Raw genomic sequence first — 24,772 nt, forward strand, 5'->3', positions numbered from 1 at the left:
CTTTAAACGCGCATGCCTTATTTTTATTTGGCAAAATATAATTTAATATCCGTAACCGCAATAACAAGCGGACTGCTATCGGCCATTAACTTGTTCCTTTTAAAAAACAATATAAGTTATAGTTTTTGTTTGTTGCAGCCGTTTTATCTCAAGCCGCAATATGTTTTGAACGTCAGTATTTTTAAAGCCTTCCTTATGAAAGCCGGCTAAAACATACGATATATTTCGGCTTACGCCGCGCCGTTAAAAGCCGTATCCGGATTTTTTTATTAATATTTAAACCGTTTTGCAATTTGAACGGATTTTTTGTAATATTTTTTATATGTTTTTAAAATAAAGCGCCATTTCGGCATATTTCAAGCGGCGGCGCAAACGTCCGGCTTTAGGGGTAAAAATTGACCTGCCGTACAGAAACGCATGCCGCCGTATAGGGGCGTTATGTTCCCTTTTAAATACAATTTACATTCTTAAAAGTTATATAAACCACTATATATCGAATATTATTTTAGATTTTGTGAATAATGTATTTTTCTCAAGGAAATATGTTGCCATATTGCGGATAGTGTGCTATACTTCTAAACAGTTCACTTGGGAAGGAAAATATTTTGATATAGATATTGGGAGGCATGCCGTTATGGGTATTGACAGGAATATATATGAAGGGGCCGACAGGCTTAAAGATTGTTATTTCTCACCTGTGAGGGTGGTAAGCGAAAGGGTTTTTGAACTTGAGGCCATGGGCCGCAAAATAGTAAATTTCGGCGAAGGCGAGCCTGATTTTGATACGCCTAAGGGTATTGTAGACGCTACTATTAAGGCTCTTAACGATAAACATACGCATTATGCCAACAACAGGGGACTTATCGAATTAAGGCGCGAAATCGGCAAACTCACAGAAGATATTACAGGCCTTGAATATGATCCGGAAAATGAAATCATCGTAACTTCAGCCGGCGCTGAAACAATAAACGACGCAATAATGGCGTTTTTAAATCCGGGCGACGAAGCAATCATATTTACACCTGCCTTCTTTAATTATGAAAACCTCATATATATGGCCGGCGGCAAAGTTGTCAATATTCCTTTAAAAGGCGAAAACGGCTTCCAGATTGATCCCGACGAACTCAGAAGGAATATAACCGACAAGACAAAAATGATTATAATAAATAACCCGTGCAATCCTACGGGCGTCGTTTTCACAGACGAAGTATTGGGAGAAGTGGCAAAGATTGCATGCGAGCACGATTTGATTGTTTTCAGCGATGAAATTTACAGCAAAATTATATACGGCGGCAAAAAATTCCGTTCAATGGCTTCTTTCCCGGGTATGAGGGAAAGGACGATTATCGGAAACGGATTTTCAAAGCTGTATTCAATGACTGGGTGGCGTGTTGGCTACCTCCTTTTCGACAAGAGGATGATGCCGAGCCTCCTTAAAGTTCACCACTACTGCGTAACATGCACGCCTACGTTTATACAAAAAGGCCTTGCGGATTCCATGAACCTCCCCGAAGTTAAAGCAGACGGCCAGGTTATGGTTGACACATATGCGAAAAGGCGCGACATTGTATGCAAATATCTCGATATGGTGCCGGAGTTTAAATATGCGGAGCCTATGGGCGCGTTTTATGTGTTTGTGGACGTTTCGGCAACCGGCGTCGACGGCGATAAATTTACCGAAAGGCTGAGGGAGGAACATAATGTTGCGGCTATACCTGGAAGCGGCTTGGGCGGCGAACAGTTTAAAAATTATATAAGGCTTTCATTTGTTACCGATGAAGAAAACGTTGTTAAAGGCATGAATGAAATTATAGGCCTTGTCGAGGAATTAAGGGCCGAAAAAAAAACATGCGTAGCCTGCTGAAAATGCAGGACGGCAAATGTATTGGATTTTAACTTTCAAAAGGGCGCGGCGGCGTACAATTGCGTTGCCAGCGCCCTTTTTTTCATGTCCGAAAGCTTTGGCTGGGAATTAGCTTAGGTTTACAATGCCGCACACGCCCCGCAAGGAAAATTTTTCAGCATTTCTTCATTTCATACGCTTGCCGTATAATTCGCTGTGCCGGCGCGTATACGCCTTTAATCGCAAAAAAATTTTCCCTTATAAGGTCGGATAGTTTTAACGGACGCCAGCGGCGTAAGAGCAATACAAAGACGTTCGGGCGCCACGCAGATCTCTGGGCTTTAACACGGCTATTTCCCCTCCAACGTCCGTTAAAACCGCTTGCGCTTCTGTAAACTGAAGCCGGTTTCATTTTAAATAATAAATTTAAAAAAATTTCGTATTTTTAAAACTTTTTTAATGAATTATATGTCTTTGCCAATGTAATCGATTTACTAGATGTGAGAGGGAGGGCTTGTTTATGAACAGAAAATTTCTTTTTGCATTAACTTTTATTTTTACTGTGTTCAACTGTATTTTTGCGTCTGCGGAAGAAACAGGCGGATTTTTAGGACTGCGGGAATATGAAGAAAGCCGCGGCAATACTGTTTACTGGGACGAGGACAATAAAAAAATATCCGTATACAGCGGGAATGATTTTATGTATTTGGTTCGTTTAGGCAGTGGCAGTATTGATTTGGGAAATTTGCGCGTACATTTGGATTACCGTGTCGGAGAAGAAAACGGGAAGGCATATTTGGAAAAGGAAACGATTGATTTTATTAACGGCCTTCTTTTTCCAACTAAAGACTTCCCCGAGGAAAACGGTTATTCTTTGACACAGCAGGTTTATGAAAACGGCGATAAAAGCAAAGTTATAAATTACCCAAAGATTGAAAATTACAAAGGCAAGCTTTTACAGCAGTATATGAATCAGGATATTCTGGGGTTGGTTAACGGCTATGCCGAAAACAATATGTATAAATCAATTTCAATGGATTACAGCATCGAAAAAAGCGACGATAAATATATAAGCATACTTTTTTCGGGAACCGCCGAAATCGAAGGCTTTAATAACAAGATGAATATAATGGACTCGATAACTTTTGATTTGGATACCGGCAACAGAATTTCCGCTGAAAACTATATAAAAGACAGCGAAGGGTTTAAAATTATTTTAGAAAACAATGCGGTTAAACCTTTGGAATATGAAAGTCTCAGGTTTTACTTCAAAGGGGACGACGTAGTGTTTTATTACAGGCCGCTGGACGACAGCAGTAATTTCTATGATATAATAAATATAAACCGCGGCGTAATGCTGGATGTTGCAAACGACAGTTTCGGCGAAAAGCCGGCAAGCTGAAAGCGCGGAAAATGCCGACGGCATTATTAAAATAGGCTTTGCCCATATGATAATATACGATGCAGACAAATTATATCCGCCTTGAGCATTTATATTTTTCCATAAATTCAAAAGGCGAATCTGTTTTCAGTATATTGGGGTAAATTTCCATATAGCCACATTCATAGCGGTTTATTTCACACATAATTTCATGTGCGGCGGAGGCTATTTAAGACCTCTGCCGAAAAATTCAGAAGCCGCAACGTTAAAATATCCGCATATTTCAAGGCGTCTTTCAACCGTAGGAAGCATTTTGACGTTTGTTATGCCGCGTATATAATTATGGGCTCTGCCGAAGGCAAGGCCCATTTTACGTTCGCAAAATTTCTTTTTAATGCAAAGGCCGATATTTTGCCGCGCATAAACTGATTATCAATTTTTTACACCCATTTTATTATATAAAGCGTAAAGCATTAGCGCCCTTCAGTTTACAAGGGCGCGCGCTGTTGTAAACCTAAGCCGGCTAAGGGACTCCGCAACGCCTTTGCCGTCTAAAAAAATTTTAACTTCCTTATAATAACGGCAATCGGCAAGCGCCTTAAAGACGCTTGCCGATTTGATTAAATCAATGTGTTTTGTTGTATTCTTCAAGATCAAGGATAGCCTGACGCATTAAATCCTTAGTAATCTTATAAGGAGCAACCTCTATATCATATTTTGTTACAGCGCTGTCAAGGGCAGGCTCTATTTCATCAACAGAAACCTCCATGTCGGCAAGCTTTGTAGGAAGGCCGATAGATTTCATGAATTTATAGATCTGTTCAAGTTTTTCCATCTGCTTGTCCATCATAAGCATGCAAAGCACGCCGTAGCTTACAACTTCGCCGTGGAGATGCCTTTCCTCGATTTGAGGCAGTACAGTCATTCCGTAGAAAATAGCGTGCGCCATACCGCTGTTAAGGTTTATGTCAATAAGGTAGGAAACAAGCCCGCTTGTAAGCACAATGGCAAGAACAGTCTGCTCAAGCTCGAATGAAGACCTGTTGTTTTTAACGTCGTCCATAGCCTTTGTACCGTATTTAAGGAGGGGATCTCCCGTCATAGAGCTCATAACGCATGGAAGGGCGTCCTTATGCGCAAGCTCAAGGCCCCTGCATGAGAAAGGAACTTCCGTATATTTAGCAAGCGTATCGCCGATGCCGGCCCAAAGATAAACCTCCGGAGCTTTTGCGATAATGTCGATATTGATAAAGTTATGTATAGCGGGACGCGGAGCAACAAAAACGTCTTTCTGCACGCCGTTAGGATAATACATAACCGCAATAGCCGTTGTAGAAGCGCATGTAGCCGCAATAGTAGGGAATGTGAAATACGGCTTTTTAGCCTGCATAGCCACATATTTGCATGTGTCGATTGCTTTGCCGCCGCCGGCTGCAAAAATCATATCCGCTTCCTTAACCGTATCAAGAGCAAGGAGCCTGTCGCCGTTTTCATATGAAGCGACGCCGCCAAACCATTCAAAGCCTACAAGTTCAATATCCGTACCCTTAACGGCTTCCGTAAGCACGGGCTTAATAGCTGCCAAAGCCCTTTCTCCGCCGATAACGACGGCCTTTTTGCCGTACCTTGAACAAAGTTCGCCAAGTTTTTCATAAGTTTCCAAACCGGAACCGATTGTATATCCCGGGAATAAAACATTAGTGGTATTCATAAAATTCCAACGCTCCTTTTTTTGATTTTAAACGGATTAAGCCCTCCCTGCGTTTGCATCTGGGGGATGACAGGGACAAAAGGCCCGTATACCCTTTTAAATAAGGGTATATTTCCAATTTTTATTATACAGCCGCCTCTAATCAATTTCAATGAAATAATTGAAAAATATTTAACAAATATTTATTAATAAATTTTACATATTCAAATCTGTTTTTTTATGGTATACTGTATTTCATGTTAGATATTGAAACAGTCCGGTAATTATGGGAGGCGGCGTTTTTGACGGAAAACAGGGAAATATGCATTATAACCAGATACAGGGAATATGCCGAAAATATTTCGGCGTCGGTTATGTTGTCGGATAAAAATATACCTGTTTTTGCCGTCGGCAAAAATTTTGATGAAAAATATTATTCAAAAAAAGGCTTCCGGCTTTATATAACGGCCGACGACGACACCATATCCTTTCCGGATAATTCCGAAGGCCAAATTTTAAAATACGGTTTTTCAACAATGGACTGCATATCTTCTTTAAAAGGTGAAAATATAAAAGGGAAAACAGTTTATATAGCGGCCGAAAAAGCCGACGGCATTGATTTCGGCCTGCTCTCGTCCCTTTTTAACGCGCCTGCGGTTCATTATGACCCCTGCGCCAGCCGCGAAAACGAACGCTTTGAACATAAAGATCCAAACGGGCTGTATCTTTGCGCCCCGGAAAGCTATGAAAGCGCAAAAGCCGCCGGAATTAATTTTAAACCTTTATGCTTCTGCCGCGAAACAATATCGTTCCTTTTAAATTCCGCCTCGGAAATACTCAGGGTAAAAAAAGACGAGGAAGAAAAAAACAAAGAAAACCTTATCCGCATGGAACAGTATAAAGTCGTTTTCAACTTTACCAACGACGCAATCCTCGCAACCGACGAAAACGGCATTATTATAGCCGCCAACGACATGGTTTACAAATTCCTCAAATGGGATAAGCGCGACAGGCTTGAAGGCAAACGTATCGACAGCGTCGTAAAAGGCACAAAAATGATAAAAGCAATGGATAAAGAAGGCGGCGACATAGGCGACGTTTTCGAACTGCCTTACTGCACGGTGCTTACGCACAGGATTCCCATAGAAATAAACGGCAAAAAAAAGGGCGTGGTTTCCACCTTCCAGGATCTTGCCACACTTCAGGAGCATGAAAAGAACGCCCGCGTAAGCTTTTACAGAAATAAAAAGGGCTTTTCCGCAAAATACAGTTTCGCGGACATAAAAGGCGGAAGCAAAAAAATCGAGGAAGCAAAAAACATCGCCAAAAGCTACGCCCCCTCTTCCGCCGCCGTGCTTATACTTGGCGAAACAGGAACGGGCAAGGAACTTTTCGCCCAGAGCATACACAATGCCAGCGGCCGCCACGACGGTCCCTTTGTGGCCGTAAACTGCGCCGCCATACCAAAAAGCCTGCTTGAAGCGGAGTTTTTCGGCTATGAGGAAGGCTCCTTCACCGGAGCCAGCAAAGGCGGAAAAATGGGCGTATTCGAAATGGCGCATAAGGGCACAATATTTCTTGACGAAATAGGCGAAATGCCCCTTGACATGCAGGCCCAGCTTCTGCGCGCCATACAGGAAAAAGAAATACGCCGCATAGGCAGCGGCAAGGTTATCCCCGTCGACGTAAGGGTAATATCCGCTACAAACAGGAATCTGCGCGGCGAAGTGAAAAAAGGCAGTTTCAGGGAAGACCTTTTTTACCGCCTTAACGTTCTGGAGCTTATAATCCCGCCTCTCAGGGAAAGAAAAGAAGATATATTTGAAATAGCCGTTTCGTACCTAAGGACGTTCAATTATAAAAGCTACAAAAACAACCAGGCCCTTTGGCACGAGATAATAGATGAACTTGAGAAATACGAATTGAGAGGAAATGTACGAGAGTTACAAAATTTACTTGAACGTTTAAGCGTAATGTTGGATAATAAGTACATTAACACAAACGCACTTTTTGCCGAAATAAGTAAGGGTATAGATTTTCAAACGCCTTACGACGGCCAAAAAAGGCGGCGTCCGTCCCATTTATACGACGATTCCGAACCTTTCGGCCGTGAAGAAGCAGATCTGTGGGAAAAAAATAAAATACTCCAGGCTCTTAAAAACAACGGTTTTTCCCGCACAAAGGCCGCGGCGGATCTGGGAATAAGCAGATCCACCTTGTGGAGTAAGATGAAATATCATAAAATAGAAATATAGGGGATAATATCCCGTCTTATCCCGTCATCGGATTTCCTGCTTCGGGCATTGCCAATAAGTGGCAATACCTGTCGGGCATATGCCGGCCATATATGCCGCTTTTACTTTTAACATATAATACCTTGCTGTATTAGAACATCTAATCTCTCCATAAAAGCGTTCATAAAAGCCAAAACCCGGCGTATTTGCCGTGTATGCCCACAGCGTTTATTTATTGGCAATGCCCGGTGCAGAATTATCCGGGCAAGAAGGAGGAATTTATAAATGGACATTCTTTTTGTAAACGCCTGCCTGCGCGGGAAAGAAAAATCCCGTTCATATAAGCTGGCGTCAAAATTTATTTCCGCCGTAAAAGCGGAATTTAAAGAGGCGGAAATTACCGAAATAGATTTAAATAAACTCAGGCCTCAGCCTATAAACGCGGATACGCTTTCTCAAAGGGAAAGCCTTGCCGCTTCAAAGGATTTTTCAAGCCCTGTTTTTGACCTTGCAAAACAGTTTGCCGCGGCCGACCGTATTATAATAGCGGCTCCGCTATGGGAAAACAGTTTCCCGTCAATTTTAAAGGCATATATAGAGCATACCGCCGTAGTCGGCATAACTTTTAAATACGGCGAAAACGGAAGCGTCGGGCTGTGCAGGGCCGAAAAGCTTGCGTATATAACCACAAGAGGCGGATACATGACGGGAGAATTTTCACATCTTGAAATGGGAGCAAGGTATATAGAAACAATCTGCGGCCTTTACGGAATTAAAAACTTTAAGTGCATAGCCGCCGAAGGCCTTGACATACAGGGAAACGATCCCGAAAAAATACTTGAAAAAGCATTTGAAGAAGCTGAGAAAGAAGCAAAATCTTTCTGCGCGGAGCCGGAACCGTCCGTTTCCAAGCGTTAAAAAATAATCGCCGTACGGGCCGCCTTTTAAAACGGCGGCCCGTTTTTATAACCGAAATATGCGGATTTGGTCTTTATATGCGGAAAAAAATCCGTTTCTAAAGTTTTATGAAATAAATTGTTCAATATTTCGTAAAAAAAATAATAAAATTTTATAAATTTTCCGGTCCGTTTATGATATAATTGAAGGAGCGTATAAAAATAAAAGGAGGCGTATTGCAACGGAAAATCTCAAAAAAATAAGGTTAATGGCAAATCTTGCCATTTACGACAAAAATTTCGGCGACGAAGACCGCAAAATCACCTCCCTTTATCTTTGGGATTACATCTACAGGAAAAATCTGAGCATGCGCATAGGTATAATATTCGGCTATCTGGTGGTTATAGGGCTTTATTATTCCTACAAGCTGTTTATCAAAAACGCCGATTTGTTTTCCCTTTTTACAAAGTCCGAACTTATTAAAATGGGTATTATACTTTTGGTTCTTCTTGCGGTTTATTCCGTTATAGGAATTTTCATACACAAAAAAAGGTACATGGAAGCGGAAACCCGCATGGAAATATACGAAAAAATGATTTCAAAACTAAACGGCATTGAAACGAACGCGGACGACAGCCGTCTCGATATAGCCAAAAACGCCCGTTCCCAGGGGATGCGCCGCATCCATGACGACATGGACAAAAAACACGGCAAAGAGCGCGAAAGCCTTCGGGAAACAGACGGCGGGCGGAATAAATCTCACGGCGAAACACATTCCAAACACGAAAACGTTCCGAAAGAAACTAGCGGCCGCGTCGACGCCGGATCCAAACTCCGCCGCACGGAAAGCCATAAAGAAGCCGTGCCCGCGCGCCGAAACGATTTTCATGCGCAAGGAGGAAATGCGCCGTTAAATAATCGCGGACTTCAAAAAGCGTCCTCCCCCGACTTAAAAAACATAAAAAACTCGGACAGCGCGGCATCAGGACGTTTTGAGCCGTTAAAAAATAATTCTCATACAAATACCCATCCTCCTAAAACTTCCGGCGGAACGACCGCCGGCGCAGCCGATACAGGGCGTGGACCAAAAAGCGGCTGATACGCGGCGGGCGGCTTTTTCAGCCGCACAGACGAAAAAAATAGCCCGCACGCTTAAACGGGCATGGATATAATAAAGACGCTACCGCACGCCCAGACGTGCGGAAAATACCGCCGCCTCGGGGAAAACCGTATTTCTCCCGCCGCGGCGCGATACAAAAGAGAGGAATTTGCATATGGAATCAATAATAGCCCTCGGCCAGGAGTTTACGAAAATTTTCAGGAAAAATCAAATGCCGCTTGAATTGTTTTTCAAATTTATAGGCGGACTGTTCGTTTTTTCCCTTATATCGACTCTGGGCAAAGGCGGTTTAGGCGGCGTCAAAAGCGTTTTGTTTATACTGCTGTGCGCGGCGTTAACCACCGTAACCCCGCCTTCGGCGTTCATAATACTTTGCGGCGCGGCATGCTGTTTTTATTTAATGTTTATATCCGTTGAAACGGCGGCGGTTGTTTTTTTGGTATTTTTCCTTATATTTGTTTTTTATGTGCGGGTTTTTCCGAAAGAAAGCCTTATAATCCCCATAATGCTTTGCGCGTATTTCCTGCGCGTGCCGTATGCGGTGCCGATATTGGCGGGCATATATGTCGGGGCCCGCGCCGTCGTTCCCGTCGGTACGGCCGTTTTTCTCCACTACAACGCCTATATGCTTGAAGAAATGGTTAAACTTGCCCCTCGTGAAACTTTCACGCCAATGGGCGCGCTTGACACAGGCGTAAAAATATACGAATATGTTTCCACAGCCCTTTTGGGCGACAAAGGGTGGCTTTATACGGCCGCCGTACTTATATTGGCCGTACTCGCCGGCAGGCTTATAAATTCGGCGTTTATAGACAATGAAAGGCAATTTTCAATAGCCGTATCGTCTGCTGTAATCTTAATCGGCCTGCTCGCCGCCAAGTTCCTCGGAGGGGCGGATCTTTCCGCCGCCGGCGTTATAATAAGCCCCGTTGTAAGTGCGCTGATTGCCTATATAGCCGTAAACGTGGACTTTGTGCTGGATTACAGCAGGGCCGAACGAGTCAAATTTCAGGACGACAATTACTACTATTATGTAAAGGCAGTGCCTAAAATAGATTTTTCCGACAGGAACAAAAACGAAACGTCAAACTGATACGGGATTTTAAACCAAAAGGGGGGTGAACACGCAAATGGAATATTTTAAACCTTTTTTCGACAGCCTAAGGCTCTCCGATTTTATACGACCCACGGTTGGAATAACGGATATACTTGATATACTTATAGTCGCTTTCTTGACGTATAAAATAATTTTTTGGATAAAAGAAACGAGGGCGTGGATACTTTTTAAAGGGATACTTGTAATTTGCGTGTTTTCGCTTATTGCGCTCCTTTTAAATCTCAACACGATACTATGGCTTATTTCAAAGACCATTTCCGTCGGCATAATAGCCGTTATAATTGTGTTTCAGCCGGAACTTCGCCGCGCCCTTGAGCAGCTCGGCAAAGCCGGGCCGTTTTTGAACCTCTTTAAATTCGAAACCGATGACAACCAAAATAATTTTACCGAAAAAACCATAGACGAAATAATAAAAGCATGCGTTAAAATGAGCCGCGACAAAACAGGCGCCCTTATGCTTGTGGAACGTCAGGTGCCTTTGGGGGATTTTGAACGCACGGGCATACCAATCGACGCTATTGTATCAAGCCAGCTTATTATAAACATATTTGAAAAAAATACGCCTCTCCACGACGGGGCCGTTATAATAAAAAACAACAGGGTAGCCGCCGCAACATGTTTCCTCCCGCTTACGGACAGCAATGAAATAAGCATGGATCTCGGCACGCGCCACAGGGCGGCAATAGGCGCAAGCGAAGTTTCGGATGCGTTTATAATAATCGTCTCGGAAGAAACAGGCGCGATTTCCCTTGCAAAAGGCGGGACGCTTTACCGCAATTTAAGCTCTGAAACGCTTAAAAACATGCTTCTTCAGGGAAGTAAATCAAAGGCCCGTCCGTCCATAAAACGTAAGATTTCAAAATGGAAAGGGGGCCGTTCCAATGAATAAATTCAAAGAAATGCTTATGAAAGATTTTTTGTGGAAGCTCCTTTCGCTGGCGATAGCGGTAATACTGTGGTTTGTGGTTATAAACCTTGAAAATCCTGTGGAAACAAGGAATTTTACGGCGTTGCTGCAAATAAAAAACGAATCTGTAATAACAGAACGCGGCCAGACAATATCAAATTACAACGAAATAGCCGGCCGTAAAATCACAATTAAAATCCGCGGGCAAAGGCTCTCCCTTGACAGGCTGTATAAAAACAGGGCCGACATACAGGCGTACATCGACCTCAGCCTGCTTGACGAGCAGGACGGCATGGGCGAACCGGTTCCGTGCGCCGTAACGGTTAAACTTCCGTCAAATTTAAGCGACGTATATCAGATAGAATCGCGCACGCCGAGCTCTGTCAATGTTTCAATAGAAAACGTTATTTCAAGCGAAAAAAACATAAGCCTCGATATTGTGGGGAGCGCCGACAGCGGCCGCACAATGGCTCAGCCGGAGCTTGGAACTCAGACTGCCTCCGTAAGAGGCACTCAGTCAAAAGTTGATTCCGTATCAAAGGTAACGGCATCCGTAAATGTTGAAAATATAAAAGAGGACACCACAATTGTATCATCCCTTGCCGCATACGACTCGGCAGGAAATATTGTTGAAGGCGTTGAGATTTCGCCGCCGTCGGTTGAAGTTTATATTCCCGTTAAAATGAGCAAACGCGTTGAACTGCGCGCTGACGTTTCGGGAACCCCTATTTCCGGATACAGCCTTGAAAATATTGAAATAGTTCCGGATCATATATATATACTCGGCGACGAGGAAGTATTAAACGGCATCGATTATATAGAACTTCCGGACGTTAATATAGACGGCCGCAGCTCGGATTTCTCAATGACTTACGCCATGAGATATTTTCTTCCCGAAGGAGTTAAGCTGATGACAAGCCAGCAGAATATGGACGTTACAATAAATGCTAATTTCAGCGAAAATATAGAAAGGACTGCCGTAGTCAAATCTGACAACATATCGTTTTACGTAGAGCTTGAAGACGGGCTTATAGCCGAGGTTGCCCCTGGCGACATTTCCTTTGCCGTAACGGGAACGGAAAGCGCCGTTTCCCAGCTTGACGGCATGGAACTTACAGGCAGCGTATCGATTACGGATCTAAGCGAAGGCACATATAGAATACCCCTGAATGTCGAACTTCCCGAAGGCGTGGAAATAGTTGACAAAAATGAAGTAATCGTTTCGGTAACAGTAGTTAAAAGCGGCGACGATGAGCCTGCCGAAGAAACTCCGGAAGAACCCGTCGGTGAAGAACCTCCTGCCGAAACGGAAGAACCGGCCTAAAACCGATAATTTATATCTTTAATTTATCGAGCGGTTCCGCGCCTTAAACGCATATATTTTAAACGCCGCATACTCTGAAATTAATCGCGCGCCAAATTAAAACCGGGCTGGGAATGCTTAACGGCATGCGGCCCGGTTTTTTATGCGGTTATCGTTTTAATGGCATACGATCCGGTTTTTTATGCGGATAACGTTCTAAAGTATGCGGCATATATCCCCGAATACGGAAATTCTATGCTGTTCTTAGCTTCAGTTTACAATGGCGCATAATCCGCACAGGGAAAAACTTTCCGCATTTCAGTGCCGCGTACACTTGCCGTATGGTCCGCCCGCCATGAACTGCAAAAAATTTTTCTTGTGATATCAAGCGGGCTTTAACTGACGTTAGCGGCTTAATGGCAATGCAAAGACAGGCGCGGCGGATCTTACGTCAAACGTCTTTAACACATAAATACCGTTACGCCGGCGTCCGTTAAAACCGTGTTGTTCCCTTATAAAATAAAGCTATCTGCATGCAAAACTAACTGCCGTAGTTTCTTTATGAAACCGGTAAATTTCTTCCGCCGCAATTTCCATATGTCCGGCGTAATCCTGCATTTTTAATCGGCAAATAATTTATTTCCGCGCGGGACGTTTTAAACGATCCCAGGCCGCCTTTACAGTACAAAAAAATAAGAGCACGGCTAAAGCATCGCCAAATAACTTTGACGCCGCTTTCATCCCGCGCCCCTCTCAACCTTATACGCCTAAAAACAAAAGACGGTTAATAATCAACATTTTCCCCGGCATCGCGCCTATTTTCCCACAAATTTGTCCAATCATGTGGATTACCGGCTGACTTTCCGAAAAACCTTAATAACTCCCGTGCGTATGACGCTGAAAATATCTTTGTTTCAGGAAGTTTTTCAGGTTTCAGCCGTCCGTCCGTTAAATTTTAAAAATCTTAGCAGTTCTTCCGAAAGTTCCCCGTCTTTAATGCATCCGTAAAGATCTTTATGTTTTCCCGCCGTTTCCGCAAGGTTAATTTGTATATAAATCTTACTTCCGCAATCCGAACCGTCGTAAAACGCATCTAAAACGCGCCCTTTAAGCCCGTTGTCCGTAATAACGCCTTTTTCCCCTTCGTCTGTCGTAACCGCAATATCGATTACATTGCTCAAAGGAGTTATAAGCTTGTCATAAATATTATTTTCCTGCAAAAGCTTTTTTGCGGCCTTGTTGGAATTTATATTCAGGCAGTAAGTTTCAAAAAGCTCTTTTCCGTCGTTTGAAAACGAAATATAAACCCTGTTGTAATAATTGCCCGCCGTATATTCCCCGCCGCCGGAGATATAATCGCGGCTCAGTTCTTCCTTTCGGCAGATATCAATCAGGGCTTCGATTATATGCCCGCTTGTTTCCGTATTAAGTATCACGTCGCCCGTTATATCGTTTGAAAGCACACAGTATTTATATCCCCTCCAGCCGTCGTCGAAAACAGGGTTAGTCTGTACCCTCGCTTCACTGCTTAAAATCACTTTTTCAAATATTGTATCAAAGCCGTATACATCGTTAAAAGTAACGTCGGCTTTTTCCCCGTTTTCATAATAGATTTGATAATTCACTGTAACCGGCATACATTCGCATGGTTCGGCGTTATAGTATTTAAGCATTTCCGCTATGCGCATCGCATTTTCGACATTTTCCTTTTCGCTGAGCGTTATTGTGTTCACTGAAACCGTCGTATTATATGATAAGACTACCTTTGAAACGGGTATGTCCTTAACCTTTGAAATATCGTCCTTCGAAATTACGTTAAAATTATATACAGGCTCAATTTCAACCGTTTTTGTATCATTCTTCCATACTACTCCTATATCTTCGGAAAGACATTCGACAGTTTCCCTCAGCGGCACATAAAGTACTCCGCCTTCAAAAACCGGAGCCGTTTCAAACCGAACCTCCCGGCTTTCTTCACCGCAGCCAAAAATAATGCCGCCGTCGTAAAATTTAACAAAGTTTTCTCCGTAATCAATGGTATAACTTTTAGCGTCGGAATAAAAGCAGGCTCCGATTGAAACCGCCAGATCTTCAGCAGAAACCATAACGCTTTCGTCTTTTATAAATATGGGCGCGTCCGTTTCCTTCAAAACGCCTTTTATTGCCAGACTCAAATTATTGCCGCCGTCATTAATAAATACGGGCGTATCCGTTTCCTTTAAAATCCCTTTAACGCTTAGGCTTACATCGTCTGCATATGCGACGGCGGACACGCACAGCAAAAACGCGATCCCGGCAAGTATCCCCTTAAAATTTTTCATGTGTTTCACCCCTTTAAAAAACCGCATACCCTGCGGCGCGCCGCGGATAATTCCCGCAAGCGTTTCCGTCCTGTTCCCTCTTAATATAATATACTACGTATAAAATCCGCAAAATGTTTCCGATTATCGGAACGGTTAACATAATAATATATTTATTTCCCACATATTGCAATAATCGCGTCAGTATTGTTATTTATTTTTAAGAAAATATATTGGATTTTGTTAAATATGTGGTATCCTTAAATCATATACGGAATAGAGCGATATTTAAAAGGAGGTTTTTAAATGCACAGTTTTAAAAATTACATAAACGGCGAATGGGTTGACGCCGTTTCCGGAGAAACTTTCGACGTTTTAAACCCCGCCGACGGCAAAATAATTGCCCGGTGCGCCAAAGGCGGAAGGGACGATGCCAAAATGGCGGTGCAGGCGGCAAAAAACGCTTTTTATAACGACAAAAACGGCTGGAGAAGGCTTGGCGTCCAAACAAGGTGCGATATGCTTTACCGTCTGGCCGACGCGCTTGAAAAAGAAAAGGACTCTTTTGCCCGCGCCGAAACCATGGATAACGGCAAACCTCTGCGCGAAGCCATAGGCGACGTTGAAGACGCCGTAAGCTACATACGTTATTATGCCGGCGCGTCACGCATGCCGGGCGGCGCGTCATATGAAGTAAACGACGGGTTCGGCCCCATGCAGTGCTTTACGGTTAAAGAGCCGATAGGCGTATGCGCCCTGATAACTCCATGGAACTACCCGCTTTTAATGGGCGTACAGAAAATAGCCCCGGCGCTTGCGGCAGGGAATACAATCGTATTTAAGCCAAGCAGCGAAACTCCCGTTACAAGCGTTAAATTTTTTGAACTTATAGATAAAATCGGTTTTCCCAAAGGTACTGCCAACCTTGTAATGGGCGGCGGCTCAACCGTCGGCGAGGAACTTTCTTCAAGCCCCGACGTGGATATGGTTTCGTTTACGGGAAGCACTCCCGTAGGTCAGGGGATATATAAAAACGCCGCCGCAAACGTCAAAAAAATCGGCTTGGAGCTTGGCGGCAAATCTCCGAACATAATATTTGCAGACGCCGATATAGACGGCGCGGTAGAATGGGCGATGGTAGGCGTTTTCTTCAACCAGGGAGAGGTATGCAGCGCCGGCAGCCGAATTTTAATTGAAGAAAGCATAAAGGATGAATTTACTTCTAAGCTTGCCGCAAGAGCGAACGCCATGACTATAGGAAACGGACTGGATAATCCCGATATGGGCCCTCTTATATCAAAAAGCCATATGGAAAAGGTGCTTGACTATATAGAAACGGCGAAAAAAGAGGGCTGCCGTCTTGTATGCGGCGGCAGACGCTACACTGAAAACGGGTGCGGAAACGGATATTTTATTACGCCGACTGTTTTCGACAACTGCCCGCCGGACTGCCGCATAGTACGCGAAGAGGTTTTCGGCCTCGTTGTAACGATACAAACATTCAAAACGGAAGAAGAAGCCGTTAAAATGGCAAACGATACTGAATTCGGCCTTGCGGGGGCAGTATTTACTTCCGACGGCGCAAAAGCGCTCCGCGTCGTTAAGGAAATACGCGCCGGCATTATGTGGGTAAACTGCTATAACCCCGCTTTCATCGAAGCCCCGTGGGGCGGATACCGGAAAAGCGGCATAGGCCGCGAACTCGGCGCGGACGGCCTTGACGAATACGCCGAAACAAAACAGATAAATATAAACCTCAGTCCCGGAGAACTCGGATGGTATGAAAAACGCTGACGCACATCTTTTTTCAACATCCGTCCCCTCGGTTTTCCGCCCGCTGTTTATAACGGAAACGGCCTTTATTTCATGCCCTTCCCCGAAGGGCTCTTTATATTCGGAGGCCGCCGCCTTCTTTACTTAACAGGCCTATGCTTAACGTATCCGTACTTAACATAATATATCCGGATATTCAAAGCGGCGGCCTCAAATTATCGGGCGCCGGGAGCGGATTCGGTTTCGGTAAACAATTTTTCTTTATCCGCGGCCCAGTTCGAATTTAACATCGTATCGTTTTAAATGACGCGCCGCTTTAACTTAACCGACGGACATACGCGTTTAAAAACGGCGTTATCAAAATAAATAGGAAGGATATACGTATGGATTTCACACAATGCTATAATTCAAGCGCATCAATATTGATGGAAGGCGCTTTGGGCGAAAGGCTCAAACGGGAATACGGACTTAAAACGGACGGCATAACGGCAATGGCCGGCCTCGTTTATCTTCCCGAAGGCCGGAGGGCTTTAAAAGAAATATGGGAAGGATACATATACATATCGAAAAAATACGGCCTGCCCTTTATGGCCACAACGCCGACCAGACGGGCAAACAGAGAAAGGGTTTTTAAAGACGGGTACGGCGAAAGCATTATTGCCGACAACGTCCGTTTCCTTAAAAACGTCCGTATTGAAACATGCGCCGAAAATATGTATGTAGGCGGCCTTATGGGCTGCAAAGGCGACGCCTATACGGGAAAAGACTCTCTCGGCGCGGCGGAAAGCGAGAAATTTCATAAATGGCAGGCGGACCTTTTTAAATCGGCAGGCGCGGAATTTCTTTTTGCCGGCATAATGCCTTCGCTTACGGAAGCAATCGGCATGGCAAGGGCAATGGAAAGCGTTTCTTTGCCGTATATAATAAGTTTTACAATAGAAAAAAACGGCCGTCTTGCAGACGGAACGCCGATAGATACGGCAATTAAGGAAATAGACGACGCCACAGTCCGAAACCCGCTCTGTTATTTTGCAAACTGCGTACACCCGTCTATCGTTTCACAGGCGCTTGAACAAAGCTTCAATAAAACGGCCCGCGTTTCTGAAAGGTTTAAAGGCATACAGGCAAATACTTCGGCGCTTTCCTACAGCGAGCTTGACAATTCCGAAGATTTAAAGACTTCACCTCCCGAAGAGCTTGCCGCCGCAATGGAAAAACTTTATAAAAACAACGGCTTTAAAATATTCGGCGGATGCTGCGGAACCGATGAAAGACACATTGAAATGACAGCCGCGTTTCTTGCCGGAGCAAAGAAAAAAGGCGATCATCTATAAACGGCGTACGGCGGGAGGACATAAAGCGGGCGTCGTTTCCGCTTATTCTTTTATACGTATTACGCATCTTCATAACGGTAAACGCCGCACGAAACGCGTTAAAATTCCATGGGCCGGCCCCCGCGTTATTTTGCCGTAAATTATCCGAAACCGTATCCTTCGGAAAACGGCTTGGCATACAATACGTTTATGCCGTTGCACCTGCTTAAATTTATAAGTGCGCGCCAATTATAAATCTGATACAAAATATTCCCATTATAAACTTTCAAAGCCGCTTAAAAAGCCGTATTATTTTAAAAATACGGCTTTTTCATTAAAAATTCGGTCCGGTTAAAACAGCATACGCAGTTGAAACGGGCGTCGGAAACATGACGTTTGTGTCAAAAACATTCTACGTAGTTTTGCCTTCGCCCGCACGGTTTTTAATTGTTCTTAAACCGATAAGACCCGTCTTAATCACCCAAACTCCGAATAAATAAATTTTTTGTTTAAAACGCAAATATACGGCCTGACCGCCGGAAACAACATGATCCGTATAAAAATAACAGCGTGCAGAATTCTCCAAATATAAATTTGGTAGTTCAGCCAACCATTTGCAAAGAGGAATATATAAAAAACTTCTCATATTTACGGTATGTATATACCTCTTTAAACCGATGCCGTTCCCGTGATAAATCTTTTGTTCCCGCCGTAAAGCGCGCCGCTTTAAATACGCATAGTTACATGCCCATACTGCGTATAAGGCCCACCATTTCCACGGCGCCGAGAGCGCAGTCATACCCTTTATTGCCGGCCTTTGTTCCGGCGCGCTCAACGGCCTGCTCTATGTTTTCAGTGGTCAAAACGCCGAACATCACGGGAACGCCGCTTGAAAGGGAAACCGAAGCAATTCCCTTTGATACTTCGCTGCACACATAATCGTAATGACTTGTGCTCCCCCTTATAACGGCTCCAAGACATATTACCGCATCATATGCGCCGCTTTTTGCCATTTTCGACGCTATAAGCGGCATTTCAAAAGCGCCCGGAACCCAAGCCACGTCGATTTTTTCTTCGTCGGCCCCATGACGCCGCAGGCAGTCCATAGCCCCGCTTAAAAGCTTTGACGTAATAAATTCGTTAAAACGCGAGGCAACGATACCGATTTTCATGCCTTCCGCCGTCAGCATACCTTCAAATTCCGCCATTTAAAATTCCCCCTTAATAATTCAATATGTGTCCCATTTTTTCACCTTTGGTTTTTAAATAAAACATATCGTAAACGGTCGGTTCCATTTGAATCGGCTCCCTGCCGTCAATTTTTACGCCGTACTGTTTCAGCTGCCGTTCCTTGTCCGGATTGTTTGTCATAAGGCGTATGGATTTGACTCCCAAATCCTTAATTATCTGCGCCCCTATGTAATATTTCCTTGCGTCCGCTTCAAAACCCAAAGCCAAATTCGCTTCAATGGTGTCCATTCCCTTTTCCTGAAGCCCGTAAGCTTTAAGTTTATTTATAAGGCCTATGCCGCGCCCTTCCTGGCGCATGTAAAGGAGTATGCCGCGCCCTTCTTTTTCAATTTCTTCCATAGCTTTTTCAAGCTGCTGTCCGCAGTCGCATTTAAGGGAACCGAAAACGTCGCCCGTAAGACATTCGGAATGAAGGCGGCAAAGTACGCCCGCCGTATTGGAAACGTCGCCCTTAACGAGGGCTACATGATGCTCGCCGCTTATTTTATCAACATATCCGTATGCTTTAAATTCCCCGTGCCTTGTAGGCAGTTTTGCGGCAGCGGCACGGTCTATAAGTCTTTCGTTCCTTAGCCTGTATTCCTTTATATCCCGTATCGTTATAAACTTGATTCCCCATTTTCCCGCAAGCTCCATTAATTCGGAAGTACGCATCATCGAGCCGTCGCCGCGCATTATTTCACAGCATACGCCGCATTCCTTAAGCCCCGCAAGGCGCATTAAATCAACCGTGGCTTCGGTGTGCCCCTCGCGTTCCAGAACTCCGTTGTCTTTGGCAATCAGCGGGAACATATGTCCCGGCCTCCTGAAATCCTCGGCTTTCGCCCCTTCGGCGACACATCTTTGCACGGTTGCGGAGCGTTCCTGCGCCGAAATGCCCGTTGAAGTGCCGACATAGTCTATGGATACGGTAAAAGCCGTTTCATGGTTGTCGGTGTTTTTCGGAGCCATCTGCGCCAAGCCGAGTTTTTCAGCATATTCTTTCGACGCCGGCATACATATAAGCCCTCTGCCATGCACGGCCATAAAATTGATGTTTTCCGTTGTGGCAAATTCCGCCGCGCATATAAAATCCCCCTCGTTTTCCCTTTGAGGATCGTCCGTAACAAGTATTATCCTGCCTTTTTTCAAATCTTCCAAAGCTTCTTCAACCGTATTAAACATTTTCCGTCCCTCCCAGATACCGTGAATAATATATAAACCGCTTCAAATAAGCCGCGGCGTATTTTTAAATCTCCAAAAAACAATTTCTTTCTCCTTTCGGCTTACGGGAAAATATACTTCCCCGGACAAAAAATTTTCCGCAATATGTCGTCATAAACGGCGGAAAAGCCGAATTTTTAAAACAACTGCCGTTCGCAAACGTCCGAAGTCTTTTTCAGCGGCCCGGCCTTTTTGAGTTCCCGTAAAAGCGCACTACGCGTTATCCCGTACGGCTAAACGGCGTATTCCCCGATTTATGCCTTAAAAATAAATGTAAATCCAAGTTTCATACCGCCTTAAAAACCCGCTTTTGCAAGAAATTCCAAAGTAATCCCGCAGGGCCGTTCTTTTCCGCTTTTTCCCCGAAAGTTTAAAGACAAAAGTTTTTCTGCATATTTGCCTATTATATCGGTTTCAATATTGACAAAATTTCCGGCTGTTTTAAGACCAAGCGATGTACATGCGGCAGTATGAGGTATAACCGAAACCGAAAAATAACCGGAGCCTGTTTCCGTAACCGTCAGGCTTATGCCGTCTATGGCGACGGAACCTTTTTCCACAATATACCTAGTTATGCTTTCATCGGCTTTTATTTTATATACCAAAGCAAAACCGTCTTTCTTTACGGCGGATATAACGCCGCGTCCGTCTATATGGCCCGCCACAATATGGCCGCCGAACCTTCCGTCCGCCGCCATGGCGCGTTCTAAATTTACGGGGCTTCCCGCCTTTAAAAGCGGCAGGGCCGAACGGTTAAGCGTTTCATGCATAACGTCAGCCGAAAAACTTGACCCGTCGAAACTTACAACCGTCAGGCATACGCCGTCAACCGCTATGCTGTCGCCGATCTTAACGCCTTCAAGTACGGTTTTGGCCTTTATTTTTATAACCGCCGAATCCTTTCCGTTTTTTATATCCAATACGTTTCCCGTTTCTTCAACAATCCCCGTGAACATATGAAACACCGCTTTCTATCAAAAAATCCCCGCCAAATTTTGTTACCGTGCTTCCGCTCAGCCTGACTGAGCAGTCCAAATGAGGAAAACCAACGCCGCCTATCGGGGTTTTGGCAGTTTTGCCGCCTAAAATTTTAGGCGAAATATACGCTTGGATTTTCTGTACGACGCCGCTTTCCAAAGCCGACCAGTTAAGTTCCGCCCCGCCTTCTATTATCACGCTGCCTATCCCTCTTTCTCCTAATATCCGCATAAGACTTTTAAGGCCCACCCTGCCTTTTTCCTCCGGAACGGTTATAATTTCAAAACCTTTTTTCACATAAGGTTCCGTTTTTTTCAAATCGCCGCGGCATGTGGCGATGATAGACGGAATGTCGCGGGCAGTTTCGGAAATACTGCAGTCAAGAGGCATCCTTAAGTTTGTATCGCATATAATGCGTATCGGGTTCCTTCCCCCGGTACGGCATGTCAAAAGCGGGTTGTCGGAAATAACCGTCCCTACGCCCACCATAACCGCATCGAAAATTCCGCGCTGGCTGTGCACATGTTTTCTCGCTTCTTCGCCGGTTATCCACTTTGATTCACCGATATATGAACATATTTTTCCATCCATGGTCATGGCGTATTTCATTACCGTAAAAGGCGTTTTTGTTTTTATGTAATGGAAAAACCATTCGTTTGCCATGCGGCATTTGTTTTCAAGCACGCCTGTTTCGACTTTTACGCCGTTTTTTTTAAGCTCCGTTATCCCTCGGCCCGCAACAAGAGGGTTTGGATCGGCGCACCCAACAAAAACGCGCTTTATTCCGGCTTTGATAATGGATTCGGCGCATGGAGGCTGTTTGCCGAAGTGGCCGCATGGTTCCAACGTAACGTACATATCGGAGCCATCGGGGCTTTCAATACAGCTTTCAAGCGCGTTTATTTCCGCATGCCTGCCCCCGTATTTTTCATGATATCCGCCGCCGATTACACGCCCGTTTTTAACTATAACTGCCCCTACGGCAGGATTAGGCGAAACTCTGCCCAGCCCCTTTAAAGCGAGGGAAACGGCAAGTTCCATATATTTTTCATCCATAATTATCACCTCAAAAAAAATAGCCCCGGAAAATCCTCCGGGGCGAAACAAAACGGATATACGTTTCATAAATACGCGACGCGGCAGTCCGTTCATGCCGAAACCGCAAGCGAAGCCGCACGCCGATAAAAAAACCCCGGAATAAAAATATTCCAGGGCAATAATTCTCCGCGTAAAAAAAACATCCGCGCTTTAACCTTCTTTCATCCAGACTGTACTGTCGGCTTCGGAATTTCACCGAATCATGCCTTGCGGCTCGTGGGCTGTACCACCGGTAGGGAATTTCACCCTGCCCCGAAGATTTACCGTATTAAATTGATTTGAAGTATACTACTCAAAATTATATATGTCAAGCATATTTTTTTAAACCGGGTTCCTAAAAACGGATTCGGCAACAATACGGCATGCGGCAAACGCACGGTAAATCAATTAAAAACAAGCGGGTAAAATCCGACGGAAGCAGCCCGGCAAATCCTTTAAAATCAGAACATCAAATCCGACGGAAACAGCCCGGTAAATCCATTGAAATCATAACTGCAAATCCTTTAAAAAAACAAGTAAAATCCATAAAAAACAAAACGGCAAATCTTTTAAAATGAGAGCGGCAAATTTATTAAACCTCCGCTCATAATCTCCCCATATCCTTCAAATCCCGAATTAACATATCCAACGTTCATACAGCGCCATTTCGTCTGCCGAAAATTAAAATCTCAATTTTTAACCGTTTAATTACAGGAAGCATAAAAATTTTAAATTCTGCCGAAACCGTTTCGTATTTTTTAATAAAATCTCAGCGTTTATTCCGAAATTTTTCTTCTTTCGTCTAAACATCTTCCCCTGACAGACAAAAACGGCGGCATACGGAATTTAAAATGGCAATCGCCCTTAGCGAAAATAGTTATAATACGTTTGCCGCCGTACTTTATTTTTTAAAATCAGATTAAACAGATTATCTGCCGTTTAATATATCGCGCTGCCGGGTTAAATCGCTGAATATTCCATTCCGTTTCAAATATGAAGCGCGGCAATAAGGCACGTCATTATAACGACGCTTATAATAATCGAAAGAGAATTTGCAAATCCCGCCATATCGGTATTCCCGCCGCTCATTCCCGTAAACGCGGGCACAAGCGCCGAACACGGGCTGAACACCGTCAGAGCCAAAACCTGCCTGACTTCAAGCGTAAAAGGTGCAAACGAATACAGCAAATATGCAAGAACCGCCGAAAAGGCGTAACGTACTGCAAGCGCCTTCGCAATTACCTTTATGGAACCGAGGTCGATATCAAGCTCCAGCATAAGGCCGAGCATAAGCATAGCCATAAAGCCGTTTGCTCCCGCCACGGCGGAAACGGCCGTTACAACCCCGTCCGGTATCCTGATATTCAAAAAAGCAAATATCATCATAATCAAGTATATGTCGAAAGGCACCGACTTCAAAAGCTTTTTGAATATATCGCGTATCCTCAGCTTTCCTTCGCCGCCGCCCAAAAGAGAAATAACCGTTATGTAAGTGCCGCCGCTGCACATCATGGCGTTGCCCATATCAAAAAGGCACGCCGTTACAACGCCGCCCCCGCCTAGGAAACCTTGCACAAAAGGCATTGTAAATGAGCCTATATTATATCCCGTTATATTGAACATATAATGTATGCGGATATCACGTTCTTTCTTCATCGAAATTAAATATCCCAACATCACCAAAACAAAATCTGTTGCGAACCCTATTGCAATAATCATAAAAAGGGAGCTGTCCTTTTCAAAATTCGAAAAACTCGTGACAACAGCCGCCGGAAGCGTTATATTAAGGGTTATTTTCGTTATAACCGAAACATCCTCCTTTTTGAAAAAACCTTTTTTCTTCAGTAAATATCCAATTATAATAACCAATATAAATGAAAACGCTTTAAGCAAAACTCCCGACATTAAACCAGCCTGCTTTCGATTAAAATATTAAAAAATAATCCAAACGTACCCGCATATAAAAATTAAAAGTTTTGATTGCCTATACCCTGAAAAACGCCCCTTCCCCATATCAAAGCGGCAGTATAAACAACCGCCGTAAAAATCTGCAAATGAAATTTTCGGCGGCTTTCGGCTTAATAACATAAAATATTTTATTATTTTACTCGAATATTAAATATCACATAATTTCATTTGTATAATACCGAAGTTTGCCGTCAGACATAAAAACGTATTGTAAAACGCCGTCCCGGCTGTTCCACCGCGCATGCCGCGTCCGTATACGGCTTAATAACGGCAGCAATATCCGGCAATATAAAAAAGTAACAATTCACAAAAAACGTATTTTTATCATATTGCCGCTTTATCCACACCCAACGCAGTTTTATTCAAAATATTTCTAAAATAAACGCTTCGGCTTATATACTATAACGAAATTCTATA

At 44.0% G+C, this 24,772-nt stretch carries 18 protein-coding genes and 1 riboswitch; of the genes, 10 read left to right on the plus strand and 8 right to left on the minus strand.

The genetic code is table 11. From position 1 onward, the window contains the following. Positions 1-634 precede the first annotated feature (634 nt). Both NE664_07315 and NE664_07320 read left to right on the plus strand, forming a co-directional pair. Positions 635-1,864 carry a pyridoxal phosphate-dependent aminotransferase gene (locus NE664_07315; GenBank protein MCQ4726462.1) on the plus strand — a complete coding sequence of 410 codons (1,230 nt, stop codon included), beginning with the start codon at positions 635-637 and terminating at the stop codon, positions 1,862-1,864. A gap of 499 nt (positions 1,865-2,363) precedes the next feature. After that, the gene (locus tag NE664_07320) at positions 2,364-3,245 is read left to right on the plus strand and encodes a hypothetical protein (GenBank protein MCQ4726463.1); all 882 of its coding nucleotides are present in this window, start codon (positions 2,364-2,366) and stop codon (positions 3,243-3,245) included. Between the two features lie 204 nt (positions 3,246-3,449). Here NE664_07320 and NE664_07325 read toward each other — a convergent pair whose 3' ends face one another. Next, complete coding sequence (locus NE664_07325) at positions 3,450-3,593, minus strand: hypothetical protein (GenBank protein ID MCQ4726464.1); 144 nt, start codon at positions 3,591-3,593, stop codon at positions 3,450-3,452. 256 nt (positions 3,594-3,849) lie between these two features. Further along, positions 3,850-4,935, minus strand: coding sequence for an iron-containing alcohol dehydrogenase family protein (locus NE664_07330; GenBank protein ID MCQ4726465.1), 1,086 nt, complete (start codon positions 4,933-4,935; stop codon positions 3,850-3,852). Positions 4,936-5,216: 281 nt separating this feature from the next. On the opposite strand from NE664_07330, the gene NE664_07335 reads away from it, so the two are divergent. The 6 genes from NE664_07335 to NE664_07360 all read left to right on the plus strand — a co-directional run bounded on the left by NE664_07335 (position 5,217) and on the right by NE664_07360 (position 12,513). Further along, on the plus strand, positions 5,217-7,169 hold the full coding sequence (locus tag NE664_07335) for a sigma 54-interacting transcriptional regulator (GenBank protein MCQ4726466.1): 1,953 nt from the start codon (positions 5,217-5,219) through the stop codon (positions 7,167-7,169). A gap of 264 nt (positions 7,170-7,433) precedes the next feature. Beyond that, positions 7,434-8,066 (plus strand): NAD(P)H-dependent oxidoreductase, encoded by a 633-nt coding sequence (locus NE664_07340; GenBank protein MCQ4726467.1) that lies wholly within the window; start codon positions 7,434-7,436, stop codon positions 8,064-8,066. Positions 8,067-8,313: 247 nt separating this feature from the next. After that, positions 8,314-9,144 carry a hypothetical protein gene (locus NE664_07345; protein ID MCQ4726468.1) on the plus strand — a complete coding sequence of 277 codons (831 nt, stop codon included), beginning with the start codon at positions 8,314-8,316 and terminating at the stop codon, positions 9,142-9,144. Positions 9,145-9,319: 175 nt separating this feature from the next. Continuing rightward, the gene (locus NE664_07350) at positions 9,320-10,258 is read left to right on the plus strand and encodes a hypothetical protein (GenBank protein ID MCQ4726469.1); all 939 of its coding nucleotides are present in this window, start codon (positions 9,320-9,322) and stop codon (positions 10,256-10,258) included. Between the two features lie 37 nt (positions 10,259-10,295). After that, the gene (gene cdaA / locus NE664_07355; GenBank protein ID MCQ4726470.1) at positions 10,296-11,171 is read left to right on the plus strand and encodes a diadenylate cyclase CdaA; all 876 of its coding nucleotides are present in this window, start codon (positions 10,296-10,298) and stop codon (positions 11,169-11,171) included. Continuing rightward, positions 11,164-12,513, plus strand: a complete 1,350-nt coding sequence (locus tag NE664_07360) for a CdaR family protein (protein ID MCQ4726471.1) — start codon at positions 11,164-11,166, stop codon at positions 12,511-12,513. Before cdaA ends, NE664_07360 begins: the two co-directional genes overlap by 8 nt. Before the next feature lie 905 nt (positions 12,514-13,418). On the opposite strand, the gene NE664_07365 is transcribed toward NE664_07360, so the two are convergent. Further along, a complete protein-coding gene (locus NE664_07365; protein MCQ4726472.1) occupies positions 13,419-14,813 on the minus strand; it encodes a copper amine oxidase N-terminal domain-containing protein in 1,395 nt (464 codons plus the stop codon). Between the two features lie 285 nt (positions 14,814-15,098). On the opposite strand from NE664_07365, the gene NE664_07370 reads away from it, so the two are divergent. Both NE664_07370 and NE664_07375 read left to right on the plus strand, forming a co-directional pair. After that, positions 15,099-16,586 (plus strand): aldehyde dehydrogenase family protein, encoded by a 1,488-nt coding sequence (locus NE664_07370; protein MCQ4726473.1) that lies wholly within the window; start codon positions 15,099-15,101, stop codon positions 16,584-16,586. A 362-nt stretch (positions 16,587-16,948) separates the two neighbouring features. After that, entirely contained in the window at positions 16,949-17,899 is a 951-nt protein-coding gene (locus NE664_07375) for a homocysteine S-methyltransferase family protein (protein MCQ4726474.1), read from the plus strand. A 719-nt stretch (positions 17,900-18,618) separates the two neighbouring features. On the opposite strand, the gene ribE is transcribed toward NE664_07375, so the two are convergent. The 5 genes from ribE to NE664_07400 form a co-directional block, all read right to left on the minus strand. After that, positions 18,619-19,086 carry a 6,7-dimethyl-8-ribityllumazine synthase gene (gene ribE / locus NE664_07380; protein ID MCQ4726475.1) on the minus strand — a complete coding sequence of 156 codons (468 nt, stop codon included), beginning with the start codon at positions 19,084-19,086 and terminating at the stop codon, positions 18,619-18,621. A gap of 13 nt (positions 19,087-19,099) precedes the next feature. Beyond that, entirely contained in the window at positions 19,100-20,293 is a 1,194-nt protein-coding gene (locus NE664_07385; GenBank protein ID MCQ4726476.1) for a bifunctional 3,4-dihydroxy-2-butanone-4-phosphate synthase/GTP cyclohydrolase II, read from the minus strand. Positions 20,294-20,628: 335 nt separating this feature from the next. Beyond that, complete coding sequence (locus NE664_07390; GenBank protein MCQ4726477.1) at positions 20,629-21,288, minus strand: riboflavin synthase; 660 nt, start codon at positions 21,286-21,288, stop codon at positions 20,629-20,631. Next, positions 21,269-22,369, minus strand: coding sequence for a bifunctional diaminohydroxyphosphoribosylaminopyrimidine deaminase/5-amino-6-(5-phosphoribosylamino)uracil reductase RibD (gene ribD / locus NE664_07395; GenBank protein ID MCQ4726478.1), 1,101 nt, complete (start codon positions 22,367-22,369; stop codon positions 21,269-21,271). Before ribD ends, NE664_07390 begins: the two co-directional genes overlap by 20 nt. Before the next feature lie 188 nt (positions 22,370-22,557). Further along, positions 22,558-22,672, minus strand: a riboswitch (FMN riboswitch). 702 nt (positions 22,673-23,374) lie between these two features. Then, a complete protein-coding gene (locus NE664_07400) occupies positions 23,375-24,292 on the minus strand; it encodes an AEC family transporter (protein ID MCQ4726479.1) in 918 nt (305 codons plus the stop codon). Positions 24,293-24,772: the final 480 nt, after the last annotated feature.

The organism is Anaerotignum faecicola, assembly GCA_024460105.1.
In the GTDB taxonomy this organism is placed as follows: Bacteria; Bacillota; Clostridia; order Lachnospirales; family Anaerotignaceae; genus JANFXS01.